General features: G+C 67.5%; 14 protein-coding genes. 5 read left to right on the top strand and 9 right to left on the bottom strand.

Annotation, left to right across the window (positions count from 1 at the left end):
- The first annotated feature begins 12 nt into the window (after positions 1–12).
- Together Q9R17_RS07345 and Q9R17_RS07340 are read left to right on the top strand one after the other, a co-directional pair.
- Positions 13–3,162: an efflux RND transporter permease subunit gene (locus tag Q9R17_RS07345; RefSeq protein ID WP_308157766.1), complete on the top strand. Its 3,150-nt coding sequence runs from the start codon at positions 13–15 to the stop codon at positions 3,160–3,162.
- Positions 3,159–4,580 carry an efflux transporter outer membrane subunit gene (locus tag Q9R17_RS07340; protein WP_308157765.1) on the top strand — a complete coding sequence of 474 codons (1,422 nt, stop codon included), beginning with the start codon at positions 3,159–3,161 and terminating at the stop codon, positions 4,578–4,580. The genes Q9R17_RS07345 and Q9R17_RS07340 overlap by 4 nt, the downstream gene beginning before the upstream one ends.
- A 133-nt stretch (positions 4,581–4,713) precedes the next feature.
- Here Q9R17_RS07340 and mnmG read toward each other — a convergent pair whose 3' ends face one another.
- Both mnmG and Q9R17_RS07330 read right to left on the bottom strand, forming a co-directional pair.
- Complete coding sequence (gene mnmG, locus Q9R17_RS07335; protein WP_308157764.1) at positions 4,714–6,603, bottom strand: tRNA uridine-5-carboxymethylaminomethyl(34) synthesis enzyme MnmG; 1,890 nt, start codon at positions 6,601–6,603, stop codon at positions 4,714–4,716.
- A gap of 538 nt (positions 6,604–7,141) precedes the next feature.
- Complete coding sequence (locus tag Q9R17_RS07330; RefSeq protein WP_308157763.1) at positions 7,142–7,570, bottom strand: hypothetical protein; 429 nt, start codon at positions 7,568–7,570, stop codon at positions 7,142–7,144.
- 156 nt (positions 7,571–7,726) lie between these two features.
- Here Q9R17_RS07330 and Q9R17_RS07325 point away from each other — a divergent pair, with 156 nt between their 5' ends.
- Positions 7,727–8,689: a pyridoxal-phosphate dependent enzyme gene (locus tag Q9R17_RS07325; RefSeq protein WP_308157762.1), complete on the top strand. Its 963-nt coding sequence runs from the start codon at positions 7,727–7,729 to the stop codon at positions 8,687–8,689.
- Positions 8,674–9,294: a YdcF family protein gene (locus tag Q9R17_RS07320; protein WP_308157761.1), complete on the top strand. Its 621-nt coding sequence runs from the start codon at positions 8,674–8,676 to the stop codon at positions 9,292–9,294. Before Q9R17_RS07325 ends, Q9R17_RS07320 begins: the two co-directional genes overlap by 16 nt.
- A 7-nt stretch (positions 9,295–9,301) precedes the next feature.
- Here the strand turns inward: Q9R17_RS07320 and bioC are convergent, their stop codons facing one another.
- From bioC to bioB, 5 genes are all read right to left on the bottom strand, one after another.
- The gene (gene bioC, locus Q9R17_RS07315; RefSeq protein WP_308157760.1) at positions 9,302–10,186 is read right to left on the bottom strand and encodes a malonyl-ACP O-methyltransferase BioC; all 885 of its coding nucleotides are present in this window, start codon (positions 10,184–10,186) and stop codon (positions 9,302–9,304) included.
- A 35-nt stretch (positions 10,187–10,221) separates the two neighbouring features.
- Complete coding sequence (locus Q9R17_RS07310) at positions 10,222–11,004, bottom strand: SDR family oxidoreductase (protein ID WP_308157759.1); 783 nt, start codon at positions 11,002–11,004, stop codon at positions 10,222–10,224.
- 31 nt (positions 11,005–11,035) lie between these two features.
- A complete protein-coding gene (bioH, locus tag Q9R17_RS07305; protein ID WP_308157758.1) occupies positions 11,036–11,815 on the bottom strand; it encodes a pimeloyl-ACP methyl ester esterase BioH in 780 nt (259 codons plus the stop codon).
- Positions 11,816–11,833: 18 nt separating this feature from the next.
- Entirely contained in the window at positions 11,834–13,063 is a 1,230-nt protein-coding gene (bioF, locus tag Q9R17_RS07300; RefSeq protein ID WP_308157757.1) for an 8-amino-7-oxononanoate synthase, read from the bottom strand.
- Positions 13,064–13,125: 62 nt separating this feature from the next.
- A complete protein-coding gene (gene bioB / locus Q9R17_RS07295) occupies positions 13,126–14,187 on the bottom strand; it encodes a biotin synthase BioB (RefSeq protein ID WP_308157756.1) in 1,062 nt (353 codons plus the stop codon).
- A gap of 219 nt (positions 14,188–14,406) precedes the next feature.
- On the opposite strand from bioB, the gene Q9R17_RS07290 reads away from it, so the two are divergent.
- Positions 14,407–16,245: a M3 family metallopeptidase gene (locus Q9R17_RS07290; protein WP_308157755.1), complete on the top strand. Its 1,839-nt coding sequence runs from the start codon at positions 14,407–14,409 to the stop codon at positions 16,243–16,245.
- Between the two features lie 20 nt (positions 16,246–16,265).
- On the opposite strand, the gene Q9R17_RS07285 is transcribed toward Q9R17_RS07290, so the two are convergent.
- Both Q9R17_RS07285 and Q9R17_RS07280 read right to left on the bottom strand, forming a co-directional pair.
- Positions 16,266–17,117: a hypothetical protein gene (locus tag Q9R17_RS07285; protein ID WP_308157754.1), complete on the bottom strand. Its 852-nt coding sequence runs from the start codon at positions 17,115–17,117 to the stop codon at positions 16,266–16,268.
- Positions 17,114–18,448 (bottom strand): hypothetical protein, encoded by a 1,335-nt coding sequence (locus Q9R17_RS07280; RefSeq protein ID WP_308157753.1) that lies wholly within the window; start codon positions 18,446–18,448, stop codon positions 17,114–17,116. Before Q9R17_RS07280 ends, Q9R17_RS07285 begins: the two co-directional genes overlap by 4 nt.
- Between the last annotated feature and the right edge of the window lie 5 nt (positions 18,449–18,453).

Below are 18,453 nucleotides of genomic sequence, written 5' to 3'. Positions count from 1 at the left end.
GGCCGCCCTGACATGGTTCGTTTCTTCATCGACCGGCCGATCTTCGCCTGGGTGCTGGCCATTTCGGTCAGCCTGCTCGGCCTGCTGGCCATCCTGATCCTGCCGGTGGACCGCTACCCGCAGATCGCCCCGCCCACCATCACCATCCGTGCCGTCTACACCGGCGCCTCGTCGCAGACCGTGGAAAACGCGGTCACCCAGGTCATCGAGCAGTCCCAGCAGAGCCTGGACCACCTGATGTACATGACCTCCACCAGTGCCTCCGACGGCTCGGCACAGGTGAACCTGGTGTTCGCCACCGGCACCAACGCCGACACCGCCCAGGTGCAGGTGCAGAACCAGCTGCAGGCGGCCATGGCCACCCTGCCGCAGGCGGTGCAGCAGAACGGCCTGACCATCACCAAGTCCAGCGGCTCGATCTTCGAGGTGATTTCCTTCACCAGTGAAGACGGCAGCATGGACAACTTCGATGTCGCCAACTTCATGGAGTCGCGCATCGATGACCAGGTCTCGCGGGTAAGCGGCGTCGGCAACATCCAGCCGATCGGCCAGGAATACGCCATGCGCATCTGGCTGGACCCGGAAAAGCTGCGCCAGTACGCGCTGATGCCCTCGGACATCGAAAGCGCGCTGCAGGCCCAGAACACCGACGTGTCCGCCGGTGAACTGGGCGGGCAGCCGGCCCTGAAGGGCCAGCAGCTGGACGCCACGGTGACCGCCCGCAGCCGCCTGCACACGCCCGAGCAGTTCGCACAGGTGGTGCTCAAGGCCGATGCCAACGGCAGCGTGGTGCACCTGGGGGATGTGGCCCGCATCGGCCTGGGCCCGGAAAGCTATGACAGCCTGAGCACCTTCAACGGCAAGCCGTCGGCCTCGCTGGGCATCGAACTGAACTCCGGCGCCAATGCCATCGCGGTGTCCGAAGCGGTCGACGCCCGCCTGCAGCAGCTGAAGAAGTACTGGCCGCATGGCTATGAATACCATGTGGCCTTCACCACCACGCCGTTCGTGACCATCTCGCTGAAGGAAGTGGTGATCACCCTCATCGAGGCCATCGTGCTGGTGGTGCTGGTGATGTACCTGTTCCTGCAGAACTGGCGCGCCACCCTGATCCCGACCATCGCCGTGCCGGTGGTGCTGCTGGGCACCTTCGGCGTGCTGGCCGCGTTCGGCTACTCGATCAACACGCTGACCATGTTCGCGCTGGTCCTGGCCATCGGCCTGCTGGTGGACGATGCCATCGTGGTGGTGGAGAACGTCGAACGGGTGATGACCTTTGAAGGGCTGGCACCGAAGCCGGCCACGGAAAAGGCGATGGGCCAGATCACCGGTGCACTGGTCGGCATCGTGATGGTGCTCACCGCGGTGTTCCTGCCGATGGCCTTCTTCAAGGGCGTCACCGGCGTGATCTACCGCCAGTTCTCGGTGACCATCTCGGCGGCGATGATCCTGTCGGTGCTGGTGGCCATGACCATCACCCCGGCCCTGTGCGGCAGCCTGCTGGCGCCGATCGCCAAGGGTGGCCATGGCCATCATGGCGAGGGCAAGAGCGGCCTGCTGTCGCAGTTCTTCGTCTGGTTCAACCGCCGCTTCGAGCGCACCGCCAACCGCTGCCGCCAGCGGGTGGGCGTGTTCGTGGGCCGCCGTGGCATGGGCCTGGTGCTGTTCGTGCTGCTCAGCGCGGTGACCGGCGTGCTGCTGTGGCACCTGCCTGGCGCGTTCCTGCCCGATGAGGACCAGGGCATGCTCAATGCGCTGGTGAAGCTGCCGGCCGGTGCCACCCTGGAACAGACCAAGGCGGTGATGGACCGCCTCAGTGCCGAGGCGACCAAGGACGAGAGCGTGCTCTCGATCCAGGCCACCGCCGGCTTCAGCGTGACCGGCAGTGGCCAGAACGTCGGCCAGGCCTTCATCCGCCTGAAGGACTGGGACGACCGCACGGACAACGCCGATACCATTGCCGCGCGGCTGACCGCTGCCGTGGCCGATGTGCCTGACGCGCAGGTGTTCATCACCTCGCCACCGGCCATCCTCGGCCTGGGCGATGCGGGCGGTTTCACCCTGGAACTGCAGGACGAAGCCGGCCTGGGCCACGCGGCCCTGGTCAGTGCGCGCGACCAGCTGCTGAAGGCGGCCGCCGCCGACCCGAAGCTGGTCAACGTGCGTTACGCCAGTCTTGAAGACGCCCCGGTGTATGCGGTGAAGGTGGACGACGCCAAGGCGCAGGCGATGGGGGTCAACCCACAGGACATCAATGACACCCTGAACTCCGCGCTGGGCGGTGATTTCGTCAACAACTTCATCTACAAGGGCCGCATCAAGAAGGTCTTCATCCAGGGCACGGCCGAGGCGCGCATGCAGCCGCAGGACATTGAGCGCTGGAGCGTGCGCAACCAGGCCGGGCAGATGGTGCCGCTGTCGTCGCTGGTCAGTGCGCACTGGACCAGTGCACCGGCGGCGCTGCAGCGCTACAACGGCGTATCCACCATGGAGATCACCGGCCAGGCCGCCCCCGGCGTCAGCTCCGGTGAAGCCATGGCCGAGATCGCCCGCCTGGCCGACCAGCTGCCGGAAGGCTTCGGTCATTCCTGGTCGGACATGGCCTACCAGGAACAGCTGTCCGGCAACCAGGCGCCGATGCTGTATGCCATCTCGCTGCTGTTCGTGTTCCTGTGCCTGGCCGCGCTGTATGAAAGCTGGGCGGTGCCGTTCGCGGTGATGCTGGCGGTGCCGATCGGCGTGTTCGGTGCCGTGGTGGTGATGAACCTGCGCGGCCTGAACAACGATGTGTACTTCCAGGTGGGCCTGCTGACCACGATTGGCCTGGCCGCGAAGAACGGCATCCTCATCGTCGAATTCGCCCGCGCGCTGGAAAAACAGGGCAAGCCGACGCTGGAAGCGATCCTGCAGGCGGTGTACCTGCGCCTGCGCCCGATCGTGATGACCTCGCTGGCCTTCCTGATGGGCGTGCTGCCACTGGTGTTCGCCAGCGGTGCCGGCTCCGGCGCACGCCATTCGCTGGGCACCGGCGTGGCCGGTGGCACGGTGGCCTCGATGGTGCTGGGCATGTTCTTCGTTCCGCTGTTCTACGTGCTGGTGCGCCATTTCTTCCCGGGCCGCCCGGCCGCCCCGGAAGCCGCCCCGGTGGAGGTGACCCCATGAAGCAGATGCTCCTCAACGGCCTGGCCGCCGCCACGCTGACCGTCCTGCTGGGCGGCTGCGTGAGCCTGGCCCCGCATTACCAGCAGCCGGCGGCCCCGGTGCAGGCGCAGTTCGGCAATGCCGCCACCGCCAGCGATGCCGGTGCGGCACCGTCTGGCATGCCGGCCTGGCGCGCGGTGTTCCTCGATGCACACCTGCAGCAGGCCATCACGCTGGCGCTGGACAACAACCGCGACCTGCGCGTTGCCGTGCTGCAGGTGGAAAAGGATCGCGCGCAGTACCGCATCCAGCGTGCGGCGCTGCTGCCGTCGGTGGATGCCAGCGGCAGCGTCAACCGTGCGCGCAGCAGTGCATCGGCCAGCGACACCGGCACCGCGCAGGTCAGCGAGACCGACACGCTGCAGGTGGGCATCAGCAGCTGGGAGCTGGACCTGTTCGGCCGCGTCCGCAGCCTGAAGAACGAGGCGCTGCAGAACTGGCTGGCCAGCGCCGAGAACCAGCGCGCCGCCCGCACCAGCCTGGTGGCCGAGGTGGCCACCGCCTGGCTGTCCCTGGCGGCCGACCAGCAGGCGCTGGGCCTGGCCCAGCAGACCCATGACAGCCAGCAGCAGACGCTGCAGCGCACGCAGGCGCGGCACGCGCAGGGCCTGGCCTCGGGGCTGGACCTGTCGCAGGTGGAAGGCAGCGTCGAAGCCGCCCGCGGTGCGGTGGCACGCCTGCAGACACAGGTCGCGCAGGATCGCGATGCCCTGCAGCTGCTGGTCGGTGCCCCGCTGCAGGACGACCTGCTGCCGTCGGCGCAGGCGCTCGATGGCAGTGTCGCGCTGGCGGCACTGCCAGCCGACCTGTCCTCCACGGTGCTGCTGCAGCGGCCGGACGTGCTGGCTGCCGAGCACACCCTGCAGGCGGCCAACGCCGATATCGGGGCCGCGCGCGCGGCGTTCTTCCCGACGCTGACCCTGACCGCCAACCTGGGCCGCAGTTCCGATGCGCTGTCCTCGCTGTTCTCTGCCGGCAGCCGTACGTGGTCGTTCGTGCCCAGCATCACCGCACCGATCTTCCATGCTGGTGCGCTGAAGGCATCGCTGGACGCCTCGAAGATCGGCAAGGACATCGGCGTGGCGCAGTACGAGAAGGCGATCCAGCAGGCCTTCAGTGAAGTGGCCGACGCGCTGGCCGCGCGCGATCACCTGGCCGAACAGCTGGCGGCGCAGCGCGCCCTGGTGGCAGCGGGCCAGCGCAGCTACACCCTGGCCGACGCACGCTATCGCACCGGCCTGGATGGCTACCTGCAGGCGCTCGATGCACAGCGCAGCCTGTATGCCGCGCAGCAGGACCTGATCGCCCTGCAGCAGCAGGAGGCCGCCAACCGGGTGACGCTGTTCAAGGTGCTGGGAGGCGGCGCCGACGCCCGATGAGGGACCGCGCCATCCACGCATGGCGTGGATCTACCTGATGCGGCGGGATGCATCCACGCGTGGCGTGGATGTACCGGAATGCCGGCCGTGATCGGCATCCATCCTCGGTAGATCCACGCCATGCGTGGATGATTTACGCCACGCGGCCGCGGCGCTGCCGTTCCAGGTGCACCAGCAGCAGCGAGATCGCTGCCGGGGTCATGCCCGGGATGCGCTGCGCCTGGCCGATGGTCTGCGGGCGCACACGTTCCAGCTTCTGCAGCACTTCGGCCGAGAGGCCACGCACCGTGGCGTAGTCGAAGCCTTCGGCGATCGGCGTGGCTTCGTGGCGCTGCTGGCGCTCGATCTCATCACGCTGGCGGTCCAGGTAACCGGCGTACTTCACGCCGATCTCCACCTGTTCGGCCACCTTGGCATCGGCCACGGCCGGGCCCAGCGACGGCACCTGCATCAGCTGCGCGTAGTCCAGCTCCGGGCGCTTGATCAGGTCCAGCACGTTGGTCTCGCGGCTGACCGTCACGCCCAGCGTGTCCTGCACTTCGCGGCCCAGCGCGTTGGCCGGCGTCGCCCACAGCGCGCCCAGGCGCACACGCTCTGCCGCCACCGCGGCCTGCTTGGTTTCGAACGCGTGCCAGCGGCGGTCGTCGACCAGGCCCAGCTCGCGGCCGGCCGGGGTCAGGCGCTGGTCGGCGTTGTCCTCGCGCAGCTGCAGGCGGTACTCGGCGCGGCTGGTGAACATGCGGTACGGCTCGTTGGTGCCGTGGGTGATCAGGTCGTCCACCAGCACGCCCAGATACGCTTCGTCACGGCGCGGGCACCAGCCGTCCAGCCCGCGCACCTGGCGTGCGGCGTTCAGGCCAGCCAGCAGGCCCTGCGCGGCGGCCTCTTCATAGCCGGTGGTGCCGTTGATCTGGCCAGCGAAGAACAGGCCGTTGACCAGCTTGGTTTCCAGTGATGCCTTCAGCCCGCGCGGGTCGAAGAAGTCGTACTCGATCGCATAGCCCGGGCGGGTGATGTGCGCGTTCTGGAAGCCGACAATGCTGCGCACCATCGCCAGCTGCACGTCGAACGGCAGCGAGGTGGAGATGCCGTTGGGGTAGATCTCGACGATGCCCAGGCCCTCGGGCTCGACGAAGATCTGGTGGCTGGCCTTCTCGGCAAAGCGCACCACCTTGTCCTCGATGGACGGGCAGTAGCGCGGGCCGATGCCTTCGATCTGGCCGCTGTACAGCGGCGAGCGGTGCAGGGCATCGCGGATGATCTGGTGCGTCTGTTCGGTGGTGTGGGTGATCCAGCAGCTGACCTGCGGCGGGTGCTCGTCCACCGAGCCCAGGAAGGACATCACCGGGCGCGGGCTGTCGCCGGGCTGCTCGTCCATCACGCTGTAATCCAGCGAGCGGCCGTCGATGCGCGGCGGGGTACCGGTCTTCAGGCGGTCGACCTGGAACGGGCGCTCGCGCAGGCGCGCGGCCAGCGTGGTGGCCGGCGGGTCGCCCATGCGGCCGGCGGCGTACTGGGTCGGGCCGACGTGGATCTTGCCGGCCAGGAAGGTGCCGGCGGTCAGCACCACGGCCCCGGCGTCGAAGCGCAGGCCGGTCTGGGTGATGACCCCGCGCACGGCGTCGCCTTCGATCACCAGGTCATCGACGGCGGCCTGGAACACGGTCAGGTTGGCCTGGCCCTCGACGATCGAGCGGATCGCCATGCGGTACAGGTTGCGGTCGGCCTGGCAGCGGGTGGCGCGCACGGCCGGGCCCTTGGAGGCGTTGAGGGTGCGCCACTGGATGCCGGCGCGGTCGGCGGCATGTGCCATGGCCCCGCCCAGCGCATCGATCTCCTTCACCAGGTGGCCCTTGCCGATGCCGCCGATGGCCGGGTTGCAGCTCATCGCCCCCACGGTTTCGATGTTGTGGGTCAGCAGCAGGGTACGCACGCCGGTGCGGGCCGCGGCCAGCGCGGCCTCGGTGCCGGCGTGGCCGCCGCCGATGACGATGACGTCGTAACGATGGAAGGAATCGATCATGGGGGCAGGTCACAAGGGGCAGGTACCGCCGGAGGGCGGACCGGGGTGGCGATTTTAGCGCCAATCGGGGGGCGGGCTGCCGTTGCGGGCCGGCTGACGGGAAACCGACCCTAAAGTTGGCAGGTTTTTTGCAGATAACCCAATAGCACCCATCGTGGCTGGCGCCAGCAGGCGCTGCGGACCGGAATTGGAACAGGGGCCGGTCCAGGCGCACGGCGGGGAAGCAGAGGGGCCGGCAGTCGGGGGACTGCCCGGCCCTGTTTTTTTGGGCGGAGTGCGGTGGCGACGCTGCGTGGCCCGCCGTGCACAACGCAGACGGCCCCGCATGCGGGGCCGTCTGCCTTGAAGGTGCCGACATCCGACAGGGCCGGAACAGGGGGGATCCAGATGTTCCTGTCGGATATCGACGTAGCTTGTGCGGGTACGCGTTACGGGCGGCGTACCCATCGTTGGCCGCAGAAGGTCACTTTCTGACCCGGGCGGTCACTGCCCGTCTAGAGTGGGCCTTGGACCGAATGAAATGCAATACGTCCTAGTGTCAAAGTGAGCGCTGCGTCGCACGATCCATGTTGCGCCAGGGGGAACCGTTCATCCTGGGTGCACTCGGTGCCGACGGCGCCTGGGCCGGGGGATTCGGCCGTGCCGGGCGTGTCAGCGAATCCATGTTCCGCCAGGGCGACCCACCGTTGTAGCCGGGACGGGGCGGGCGCGGCGGCGGCGGGCGGTTGTCCGGACGCGGCGGTGGGCGATGGATGGGGCGGTAGTACGGGCCGTTGTAGCCGTAATAGCCATAGCCGCCGTAATACGGGTACCCACCATACCCATAACCAGGGTAGCCGTAGGGGTAGTTGTACTGCACCGACGGCGCGCCGCGGTAATAGCCGCTGCCCCCGCCGACATAGTCGTAGGTGGCACAGCCGGACAGGGCCAGCAGCAGGCCCCCCGCAAGCAATAGACGCATCTTCATGTTCGTGTCCCCCCTTCGGGTATGTCGCCAGCTTCTGCGCGGCGCATTGAATCGGCCCTTAACTCGGCCGGTCCAGGATGAATGGCGGTAAAGGGCGCCATGCTGGCATGACCGGCGGCGGGGGTGCCAGCCGGGCCGGTACGTTAATCTTGCTTCATGAACGCCGCTTCGCTGCCTTGTCCCGCCGATGTCCTGGCCGCCGCCGCCCGGATCGCCCCGCATGCCACGGTCACCCCGGTCCTGCAGTCGCGGCAGCTTGATGCGCTGGCCGGCGCCCGCCTGCATTTCAAGGCCGAACACCTGCAGCGCGGCGGCGCCTTCAAGTTCCGCGGGGCCTGCAACGCGGTGTGGGGCCTGGATGCGGCCCAGGCCGCAGCGGGCGTGGTCACCCATTCTTCCGGCAACCATGGTGCGGCCCTGGCCCTGGCCGCCCGCACCCGGGGCATCGCCTGCCATGTGGTGGTGCCCGAAGGCGCCGTTGCCGCCAAGCTGGCCAACATCGCCCGCCATGGCGCCACGCTGTGGCAGTGCGCGCCGACCATTGCCGCCCGCGAAGCCACCTGTGCCCAGGTGCAGGCCGACACCGGCGCCACGCTCGTGCACCCCTATGCGGATGCGGCAGTCATCGCCGGCCAGGGCACGGCCGCGCTGGAACTGCTGGGGCAGGCCGGGGCGCTGGACGTGCTGGTGGTACCGGCCGGTGGCGGCGGGTTGGCCAGCGGTACGGCCCTGGCGCTGCAGCACGCCGCGCCCGGCACCCGGCTGGTACTGGCCGAACCGGCGGGTGCGGCCGATACCGCCCGTTCCCTGGCGGCGGGGGAGCGGCAGATCGACTTCGTGCCCGACACGGTCTGCGACGGCCTGCGTGGCACCTTGGGCCAGCCCAACTTCGAACTGCTGCAGCAGGCCGGCGTGGAGGTGATCGTGGTCGACGACGCGGCCACGGTGGCCGCCATGCGCCTGCTGTGGGAGGTGCTCAAGCAGGTGGTGGAACCGTCCTCGGCGATCACCCTGGCCGCGGTGCTGGCCCAGCCGGCACGGTTTGCCGGGCAGCGCGTGGGCCTGGTGCTGTCCGGCGGCAACGTCGACCTGGACGCCCTGCCATGGGCGCGGGCATGAGCCGGCACCGGGCAGGGCCACTGGGCTGGTTGTGGCGGCTGCTGGTGCTGGTGCTGCTGTGGCTGCTGGGTGTCACCGCCTGGATCGTATGGGTGGGTGAGCGTGACCAGGCCGCACGCGCCGATGCGATCATCGTGCTGGGTGCGGCCGCCTACGATGCAAAGCCCTCACCGGTGTTCGAAGAGCGCATCCGGCATGGGCTGGATCTGTACAACGCCGGTTATGCGCCGCTGCTGATCTTCACCGGCGGCTACGGTGGCAGCAGCGCCCGCTTTTCCGAATCGCAGGTGGCGCGGCGCTATGCACTCAAGCATGGCGTGCCCGACAGCGCGATCATGATCGAGACCGCCTCGCGCAACACCGTGCAGAACCTGGTCGAAGCCAAGCGCTTGATGGACCAGCGTGGCCTGCACCGGGTCATCATCGTCAGCGACCCGCTGCACATGGCCCGTGCCCTGCGCCTGAGCAAGGCCATGGGCATCGAGGCACTGGCCTCGTCCACGCCCAGCACGCGCTTCCGCAGCTTCCACACCAGCTGGCGGTTCCTGGCGCAGGAAATCTATTTCTTCCACCGCGACCTGTTCGTCAGCGCGACGAACGGGTAAGGCCGCCTCAGGGCTGCTTGCGCCGGATCGGAATGGCCGAGACCGGGACAGCGGCGATGTCCTGCCCACGCTCGCGGATCGGGGCACCCGGGTCCGGGGCCCAGGCATGGGCGTACAGCACTTCCCAGCTGCTGGGCAGCTTGCCATCGTCACGGCGCAGTGCCTCGTAGGCGGTGGCGGCGGCGGCGAAACGGCCACGCCCGGTAAGGGTATGGCGGCGGTCCTGGCGGGCGTTGGTCGCGCCCAGTGCACGCAGCTCGCGCATCAACGCCGGCAGGTCATCGTAGGTCAGGGTGAACAGGTCACGGTCCAGCACCGGATCGCGGAAGCCCGCCATCATCAGCGCATCGCCGAACTGCGCGATGGGCGGGAATCGACTGACGTGCGGGCGGTCGTCGGCGGCAGCGAACGCTTCGTTGAGTTCCACCAGCGTTTCCGGGCCGAAGGTGGAACACAGCAGCAGGCCGCCGGGCTTGAGCACCCGACGGAAGCCGGCAAACACCGCCGGCAGGTCTTCCACCCATTGCAGGCACAGGTTGCTGAAGATCACATCGATGCTGTTGTCGGCCAGTGGCAGCGCCGCCGCATCGGCGCATACGCGCTGGAACGGCTTCCACCAGCCCGCCTGGCGCTTGGCCTGGGCCAGCATCGGCAGCGCCAGGTCCAGGGCGATCACCTGCGCCTTGGGCCAGCGCTTCTTCATCAGCGCCGCGCCATGGCCGGTGCCGGTGCCCACGTCCAGCACCACGGCCGGCGTGCGTGCCTCCAGGTAATCCAGCGATTCCATCAGCCGGCCCTGCACCTCGCGCTGCAGCGCGGCGGCGGCATCGTAGCTGCCGGCGGCACGCGAGAACGCGCGACGGATATGGTGGGCATCGAACGGGGTGGTCATGGCTTCACACTCTCACTGCAGGGCCGCACGCGGCCTCAGAACGTACCCGGGTAGGCGCCGCCGTCGATCAGCAGGTTCTGCCCGGTGATGTAGCCGGCGCGCGCGCTGCACAGGAACGCGCACGCGGCACCGAATTCGTCGGCCTGGCCGAAGCGGCCGGCCGGGATCGCCTTGCGCTTCTGCTCGGCAAAGGCCGCATCGCCGATGCCCTGCTGGGCCGCGGCATGGGCGAAGTTGCCGCGCAGGCGGTCGGTGTCGAACTGCCCGGGCAACAGGTTGTTGAGGGTCACGTTGTGCGCCACCGTACGCCGCGACAGGCCGGCCACGAAGCCGGTCAGGCCACTGCGCGCGCCGTTGGACAGCGCCAGGCTGTCGATCGGCGCCTTCACCGCCGAGGAGGTGATGTTGACGATGCGACCGAAGCCACGCGCGATCATCGCGTCGACCGTGGCGCGGATCAGCGCGATCGGGGCCAGCATGTTGGCATCGATCGCGGCGATCCAGTCGGCGCGTTCGAAGGTGCGGAAGTCACCCGGTGGCGGGCCGCCGGCGTTGGTCACCAGGATGTCCACCTGCGGGCAGGCTGCCAGGGCCAGTGCACGGCCTTGTTCGGTGGTGACATCGGCGGCCACGGCGCGCACCTCGCCCACGCCGGGCACGGTGCGCAGCTGCGCGGCGGCGGCCTGCAGGGCTGCTTCGCCACGGGCAACGATGACCAGGTTCACGCCTTCGTGGGCCAGCGCCTGCGCGCAGCCCAGGCCAAGCCCCTTGCTGGCGCCGCAGACCAGCGCCCAGCGGCCGGAAATACCCAGATCCATGTTCAGTCCTGCAGCGAAGGGGAAAGGACGCTCATTGTCCGCGATCACTGGCCGACAGGCCGGCAACGAAGTGTTGCAGCGCCTGTGCCACCTCGTCGGCATGGCCGAGGAAGGGCGCGTGGCCGCCCTGGGCCACGGTCAGTACCTGTGCCCCGGGCGCCAGTGCCGCAGCGGCCTGCATCGCCGCCGGTGACACCAGGCGGTCGCGCTGGCCGGCAATCCACAGGCTCGGCTTGCCCAGCGTGGGCAGCGCACCGCGCAGGTCGGCCTGCTCCAGCAGCTGCAGGCCTTCGTGCAGGGCACGTTCGGTGGGTGCACCGCGCTCGACCAGGCGCTGGCGCAGGGTGCGCAGTTCCTCGCGCGCATGCGCCGAACCCATCACGTCCAGTGCCAGGAAACGGTCCAGCGTGCCACTGAAGTCCGTCGCCAGCTCCTGCCCGAACTGCGCGAACACGCTCGGCTCCACCGCATGGGGCCAGTCATCCCCGCGTACGAAGCGCGGCGTTGCCGCGATCATCGCCAGCCCGCGTACCTTCGGCAGGGTGGCTGCCGCATGCAGGGCGAACAGGCCGCCGAGCGACCAGCCGCACCAGACCGCCGGCGGCGTGGCGGCGGCAATGGCGTTGACCACGTAGGGCAGCCGCAGCGGTGTGCTGTCCTCGCGGCTGTGGCCATGCCCGGGCAGGTCGACACAGTGCAGGGTGAAGCGATCGGCCAGGCGTTGCACCAGCGGTGCGAACACCCCGCCCTGCAGCGCCCAGCCATGGATCAGCACCAGGTCCGGCCCCTGGCCGGTGACATCGATATGCATTGCAGCGTCCGTACAGCGTCAGGCGGAAACCGGCAGCGGCGGTGGGCTGGGCAGCGCTGTGGCCGTCGCTGCCAGGCGGTCACGCGCGCTGGCGATGGCGTCCACCAGGCCACGCACCTGTTCGGGGGTGTGCAGTGCCGACAGGGTCACGCGCAGGCGTGCCTTGCCGTCCGGCACAGTGGGCGGACGGATCGCACCGACCAGCCAACCGGCCTGCTCCAGCGCCTGCGACAGCGCCATGGCATCGGCATCGCTGCCGCACAGCAGCGGTTGGATCGGTGTATCGGAGGCCATCAGGGGCAGGCCATGCGCACGGGCACCGCTGCGGAACAGGCCGATCAGCTCGACCAGCTTTTCGCGGCGCCAGTGGTCGCGGCGTGCCAGGCGCACCGCTTCCAGCGCCGAGGCTGCCAGCGGTGGCGGCACCGCAGTGGTGTAGATGTAGGGGCGCGCCGTTTCGGCCAGGTGTGCGATCAGGTCTTCGCTGCCCAGCACCAGCGCGCCATGGCCGCCCAGTGCCTTGCCCAGCGTGACCAGCTGCAGGGGGACCTCGGCCACGCCGAGCCCGGCGGCGGCCACCGAACCGCGCCCGCACTTGCCGACCACGCCCACGCCATGGGCATCGTCCACGTACAGCAGCGCCTGCTGCAGGCGCGCGACCAGGGACAGGGCGCGCAGCGGCGCCACGTCGCCGTCCATGCTGAACACGCCGTCGGTGGCCAGCATCGCCGCACCTTCCGGCGCATGCTTGAGCTGGCGCAGCGCGCCTTCACTGTCCAGGTGCGGGTAACGGCGCAGGCGCGCGCCGGCCAGGCGGGTGGCGTCGATCAGGCTGGCGTGGTTGAGCTTGTCCTGCACGCAGACATCGTTCTCTTCGCTCAGCAGGGCCTGCTGCACGGCCAGGTTGGCGGCAAAGCCGCTGCCGAACAGCAGCGCACGCGGGTACCCCAGCCAGTCGGCGACATCGCGTTCCAGCGCTTCGTGCAGGGCATGGTGGCCACAGACCAGGTGCGAGGCACCCGAACCCACGCCCTCGCGGGCGGCGGCATCCTGCAGGGCGTTGACCACGCCGAACTGCTGGGCCAGGCCCAGGTAGTCGTTGCTGCAGAAGCCGGTCAGCCAGCGCCCATCCACCTCCAGGCGGACGCCGTCGCGGCGGTCCACCGTGCGACGGGTGCGGCGGCGGCCCTGGGCATCGCGCAGGGCACGCTGGGCAAGCAGGCGGGCGGTCAGGTCGGGGCGGGCCATGGTGGCTTCAGGCGACGACGGGGCAGCTAGGGTAGCGCGTTGCCGGGGCCGGCGCTCGTGGCTCAGGCCGCGTGCGCGCAACCGCCCCCGCAGCCGTCCCCAGGCGCCCCGCCGGCCTCGGTGATCTGCGCGTGGACCGTGCCGGGGTGGTCATGGTCGGCGGCATCGACGGCTACCGCCATCGGCACCAGGCCGAGCCGGGCGAACAGGGCCTGGTCGCGCGCGGTATCCGGGTTGCCGGTGGTCAGCAGTTTCTCACCGTAGAAGATCGAATTGGCACCGGCCAGGAAGCACAGCGCCTGCAGTTCATCGCTCATCGCCTCGCGGCCGGCCGACAGCCGCACCATCGAGCGCGGCATCACGATGCGCGCCACGGCGATCATCCGCACGAACTCGAACGGGTCCAGCTCCGCGCTGCCATGCAGGGGCGTGCCGGCCACCTGCACCAGCTTGTTGATCGGTACCGAATCGGGGTGCGCCGGCAGCGTGGCCAGCGCCAGCAGCAGGCCGACCCGGTGCGCGCGGGTTTCGCCCATGCCGACGATCCCGCCGCAGCAGGTCTTCAGCCCGGCATCGCGCACATGGCCCAGCGTATCCAGGCGGTCCTGGTACTGGCGGGTATGGATGATCGAATCGTAGTAGTCCGGCGAGGTGTCCAGGTTGTGGTTGTAGTAGTCCAGCCCTGCCTCACGCAGCGCCTGGGCCTGTTCGCCGCTGAGCATGCCCAGCGTGGCGCAGGTTTCCAGGCCCAGCGCCTTCACCTCGCGGATCATTGCCGCGACCTTCGGGATGTCGCGGTCCTTCGGCGAACGCCACGCCGCGCCCATGCAGAAGCGCGAGGCGCCGGCATCGCGCGCGGCACGTGCACGGGCGACCACCGCCTCGGTATCCATCAGCTTCTGTGCCGACACGCCGGTGTCGTAGCGCTGGGCCTGAGGGCAGTAAGCGCAGTCCTCGGGGCAGCCCCCGGTCTTGACCGACAGCAGGGTTGAGACCTGCACCTGGGCCGGGTCGAAGTGCTCGCGGTGGACAGCGGCGGCGCGGAACAGCAGTTCCGGGAACGGGAGCTCGAACAGCGCCTGCAGTTCGTCGTGCTGCCAGTCGTGGCGGATGGCGGTGGCCATGGCGGGACCTTGGGGAACGATGGTACGAAGCGAGGGAGTGTGGGGAGGCAGGTGCGGACTGTCAACCTGATTCAATTTAATAAAGTTTACGGAGGGGGCCCGGCTGGGGCGGGACCATGGCGGCATCGGCAATGATCGACCGCTGTTCCTCTGAAGTCCTCACGGTTGACACCCCCGCACCCGCGGCAGATCCTCTTGGCTTCATGCAAGGAAGCAAGAATGCAAACATCGCTCTGCCGCGCGCTGCTGTGCGTGCTGACCTCACTGCCGTTGTTTGCCGCAGCCGCACCGGTATCGCTGCGGGTGGACCAGACGCGCTATTTCCCCAGCGATGCCGAAGAAGCGCGCGCGCGTCTGGTGTTGCAGCAGAACATCAAGCACCTGGAAGCAGACCGGTCGTCTGCGCCCGCGCATCGGTTCCAGCAGGCCGAAGCGCTGTATGGCCGTTGCCTTCGCCACCATGCCTACCTGGAACTGCGCCAGTCGCGCGACCGCAACGATGCGGTGGCCAGTGCGGGCATGGACGAGATCGGTGACATCTGCGGTGATGCGGCAGCGTTGGCGCGTACGGTGGGGCAGGGCGCATCGCCGGATGCGGCCTGGGTGCAGCCCTACCGCTACTTCCTGGAACGCGGACAGTCCCCCGCACCGCACGCGGCGGCGGAATGGGCAGGAACCGCCATTGACCACCTGGCCGATCCGGCACTGTCCAGTTTCCGGCGTCTGTTCCGTGATGTACGCCAGGCCGGCCGCTTCGAGCAGATCGACTGGAAGGGGCGGCAGCTGGACGCGGGCAAGGATGCTGCCGTGCTCGCGACGGTGCCCGATCGCGCCGTGCGCGAGCGCGCATGGCGTGCACGGTGGCTTGGCCTTGCCGCACAGCGCGAGGCGATGGCGGATGTGTTCATCGGCGTGGCGCGGGTGAACGATGGGCAGGCGCGCCTGCGCGGCTATGACAACGCACCACAGGCGGCCTATCTGAAGATGGGACTGGACAGCGCGCAGGTGCAGACCATGCTGCAGGCCGTCGGTACCCAGGCCGGCCATCTGCGGGCATGGCAGCAGGCCCGGCGCATGCAGCTGCAGCGCACGGGCATCGCGCCTGATCCGGCGCCGTGGGACATGGCCCTGCCCGCAGCAGGTTTCGTCCCGCCTGTGCTGTCTCTGGCACAGGTGCAGGACGCGGCGGGCGAGGCCATGCAGGTGCTCGGACCGGACTATGTTGGTGTGCTGCAGGCCATTCTCGATCCTGCCGGGGGACGCTTGGACATCGACACCGAAACGGGAGCGCGTGTGCAGGATGCCTTCTCGATCAGCGCCCCGGGCGCGCCGTCGGTCGTCTACGTCGGGCGCTTCCGCAACGACCTCGATGGTGATGTAGAGCTGGTACACGAAGCCAATCATGCCGCGCACGGACAGTGGATGGACCGTCAGGGCGCTTCTGCGCTGTACCGCAACGGTACCGGCTGGCTGAACGAAACCTTCGCCATCTTCGGGGAACTGATGTTCCGCGATGAACTGCAGCGGCAGGCCACGGATGTGCGTGCCAAAGCGTGGTACCAGCAGTCACTGGTAGAGGACATGGTGCTGCAGATCTTCACGTCCGCGCAGGAGGCAACGCTGGAACAGGCGCTGTACGACGGCGTTGCGGCCAGGACCGTGTCCTCCGCCGATGGCCTGGACGCGCTGGCCGCGCAGGCGCTTGCACCGTTCGATGACAGCCTGCAGGCGTATCCGCAGCAGCGTGGCCTGTGGCAGGCCAAGCGGTTGATGGTGGAGGACCCGCTCTATCTGGTGAACTACCTGCCTGCCGGCCTGGTTGCCGTGCGCCTGTACGCCTTGCAGCAGCAGGATCCACAGGGCTTCCGCGAGCGCTATCTCAACGTGGCCGGCCGTGGCTTTGATCGCCCGCCAATGAAGATGGTCGAAGAACTGCTGGGCGAACCGGTGGACTGGCAACAGCTGGTGGACGAGGACATGAAGGTGTTCGACCAGGCTGTTGCACGCTGGCAGGCATTGCAGGCGCGTGGCGCGGAAGGAGTGGGGCGGGCGGGCTGAGTGTGGGGTATGCAGTTGCGTCAGTCGCGGGCCCTTGGTGTGCCCTGCGTGCACAGCGCGACACATTCGCCTTTCCGATTCAGAATCGGGCGCTCCGGTTCGTCGTGGCGCTGGAAGCTCCATCGGAGATCGAGGCCGCCGGCTTTGAATCCCGGGTAGGCGTAGTAGCGCGGATTGCGGGCGTCGTCCTCGGGGAACCGCGACGGAGTTCGGTAGGCGTCACCGCAGTGCCCATTCAAGCTCTTGCGAAAGGGTGATGGGGATGCCCTCGGCAGCGGCCAATCGCTGATGTAGCTTTCATCCAATGCTGGGCACAACATCTTTCCATCAACGACCAATGCATAGCGTCCAGGGTCTCCTGTTCGACCGGCAGAACGTAACATGCGTTGTTCCGCTGTCGCGCTGAGTGGCGGCATCAGATAGTAGACATTGGCCGTAGGCCATATACGAATGCCCGAGGTGCGAATTTCCATCATCTGATCCCCGATTGCATGAGGCAGATTGGATTCGATCACCACGCCATGTTGATCGAAGACATAGAAGTATTCGAAACCCGGTACTGCGGGGTTGTTGCGCACAATAATGGAGCGGAAGTGCCAATCTTCAGGCGGGTGATAGCTGCCGGTTCCGCGGGGTGGGGGCACCGTCGAGCCGAAAGGAAGCCTCCAGTGGGTCTGGTCATCGGGCGGAGTGACGTCGACGTAAGGGTCTTGTCCTTCTTCTGGCCGGCATTCATAGATGCGACCTTCTGCCGTTCGGATGGTCGCGGGTGGCTCTGGGCAGTTGATTGGTCCCATTGCCGCTGGAAGTATTTCATGGAACCCGTAGGAGGGCGGGCCGTTCAGTAGTGCTAGAAGAACGAGCATATTCATGGTTGATCAGTTCCCATGCTGATATGCATGTGATCTGTGTGGGTTGCATTGGTGTCGATTGCTACAGCATTGATTCGTTCGACATTGGTTAGATCTAGTTGGCTATATGTCAGGCGCCAAGGTCCACCCAGCCAGCCCAGTGTCTGTTGCGCTCGCGCATTGGCGATGTATCTATGCACTCGAAGTGAGAATTCGCGCGTACGTGTTTGCGCGGCTGATTCGGCCGGTACAGCGCGGGTTGGGTTGGAGTCCATTGAAAGCCCGCTGTGAAAATGGACGGTGACAGTGTGCTGTTGGCCGTCAGTGCCAATAACTGTGGTGCGCACATGGGTGAGATCGATAGCCGAAGCATAGCGGTGGCGGGTGGAGCCGATATGAGGGCGCCAAGCACCTGTGACCCGCGCATACGTGATATCCAGGTCATCCATCATTCTTAGCAGGAACTCCATGGTTGCCGGATGGGTGCGGCGTAAGGTCTCGTCTGCCGTCATTCGGTTGTGAGGTTGGCCGTTGTCTTCGAGGAAGGACAGACGTCGTCGTCCTCCGGTGGTGGACTGGTGATTGAACTGGACTTCTCTCTCTCCAAAGCCGAGGGTGCGATCATGAGCGCTGTCGCCTGCACCCGTGCCAGCAGTTAATCCCTCGCTATAGATGGTAGTCAGCGCCTCGCGGAAGTCGCTGTTCTGGACTATGGGGTGCTGGGTGCCATAGGTGCGCGAAGCATCGGCCCAGAGTTGAAATGAGATGATGTGGTTGCCAAGGTCAAGCGCTTGCTCTGGATCATCAAAGATGTGGGCTTCGGTAAAATTTAGAATGCCTGTGTCTACAGGAATGCTGTCACCGCCGCCGCCCCGGGTGCGTTGCAGATCGTTTGGATGAATCGTCCGAATGGATAGCGTGCAGTTTGGGTTTTCGATGACCTCCAACTCGACAATTGGCTGAACGTCACGATGGCTGTTAGTGCCGTCGGCGAGAGCATGCTGTTGTATTGCAAATACTTCGTCTTGCGAAAAGGTCTCGGTAGGTTCCTTGATGTAGATCCGATAGCGACCTGGTCTGCCGATTTCCATGTGGATGAGGCCGGGTGTACCCCGCATTCCTGTTCTCGCAATGGAAGGTGCTCTTATCGTCCAGACATTCGGCCTCTCCGGCGCGGCATAGACGATCAGATAGGGCAGGATCGTTGCGGCGCTGGTCGCGCCATTGCTCTTCATCTGCAACTTGATCTTGGCGTAATACAGGCGATCCAACCGGCACACGGTCATGGTGACACCATCACCGTCGACTTCGGTGTGGAAGGGAACCTGCAATGCGCGGGCATGCTGTGTCATGTGAT

This window comes from Stenotrophomonas sp. 24(2023), assembly GCF_030913365.1.
In the GTDB taxonomy this organism is placed as follows: Bacteria; Pseudomonadota; Gammaproteobacteria; order Xanthomonadales; family Xanthomonadaceae; genus Stenotrophomonas.
The sequence above is the reverse complement of the archived record's forward strand: the minus strand, read 5'-3'. Positions and strand labels throughout refer to the sequence as shown.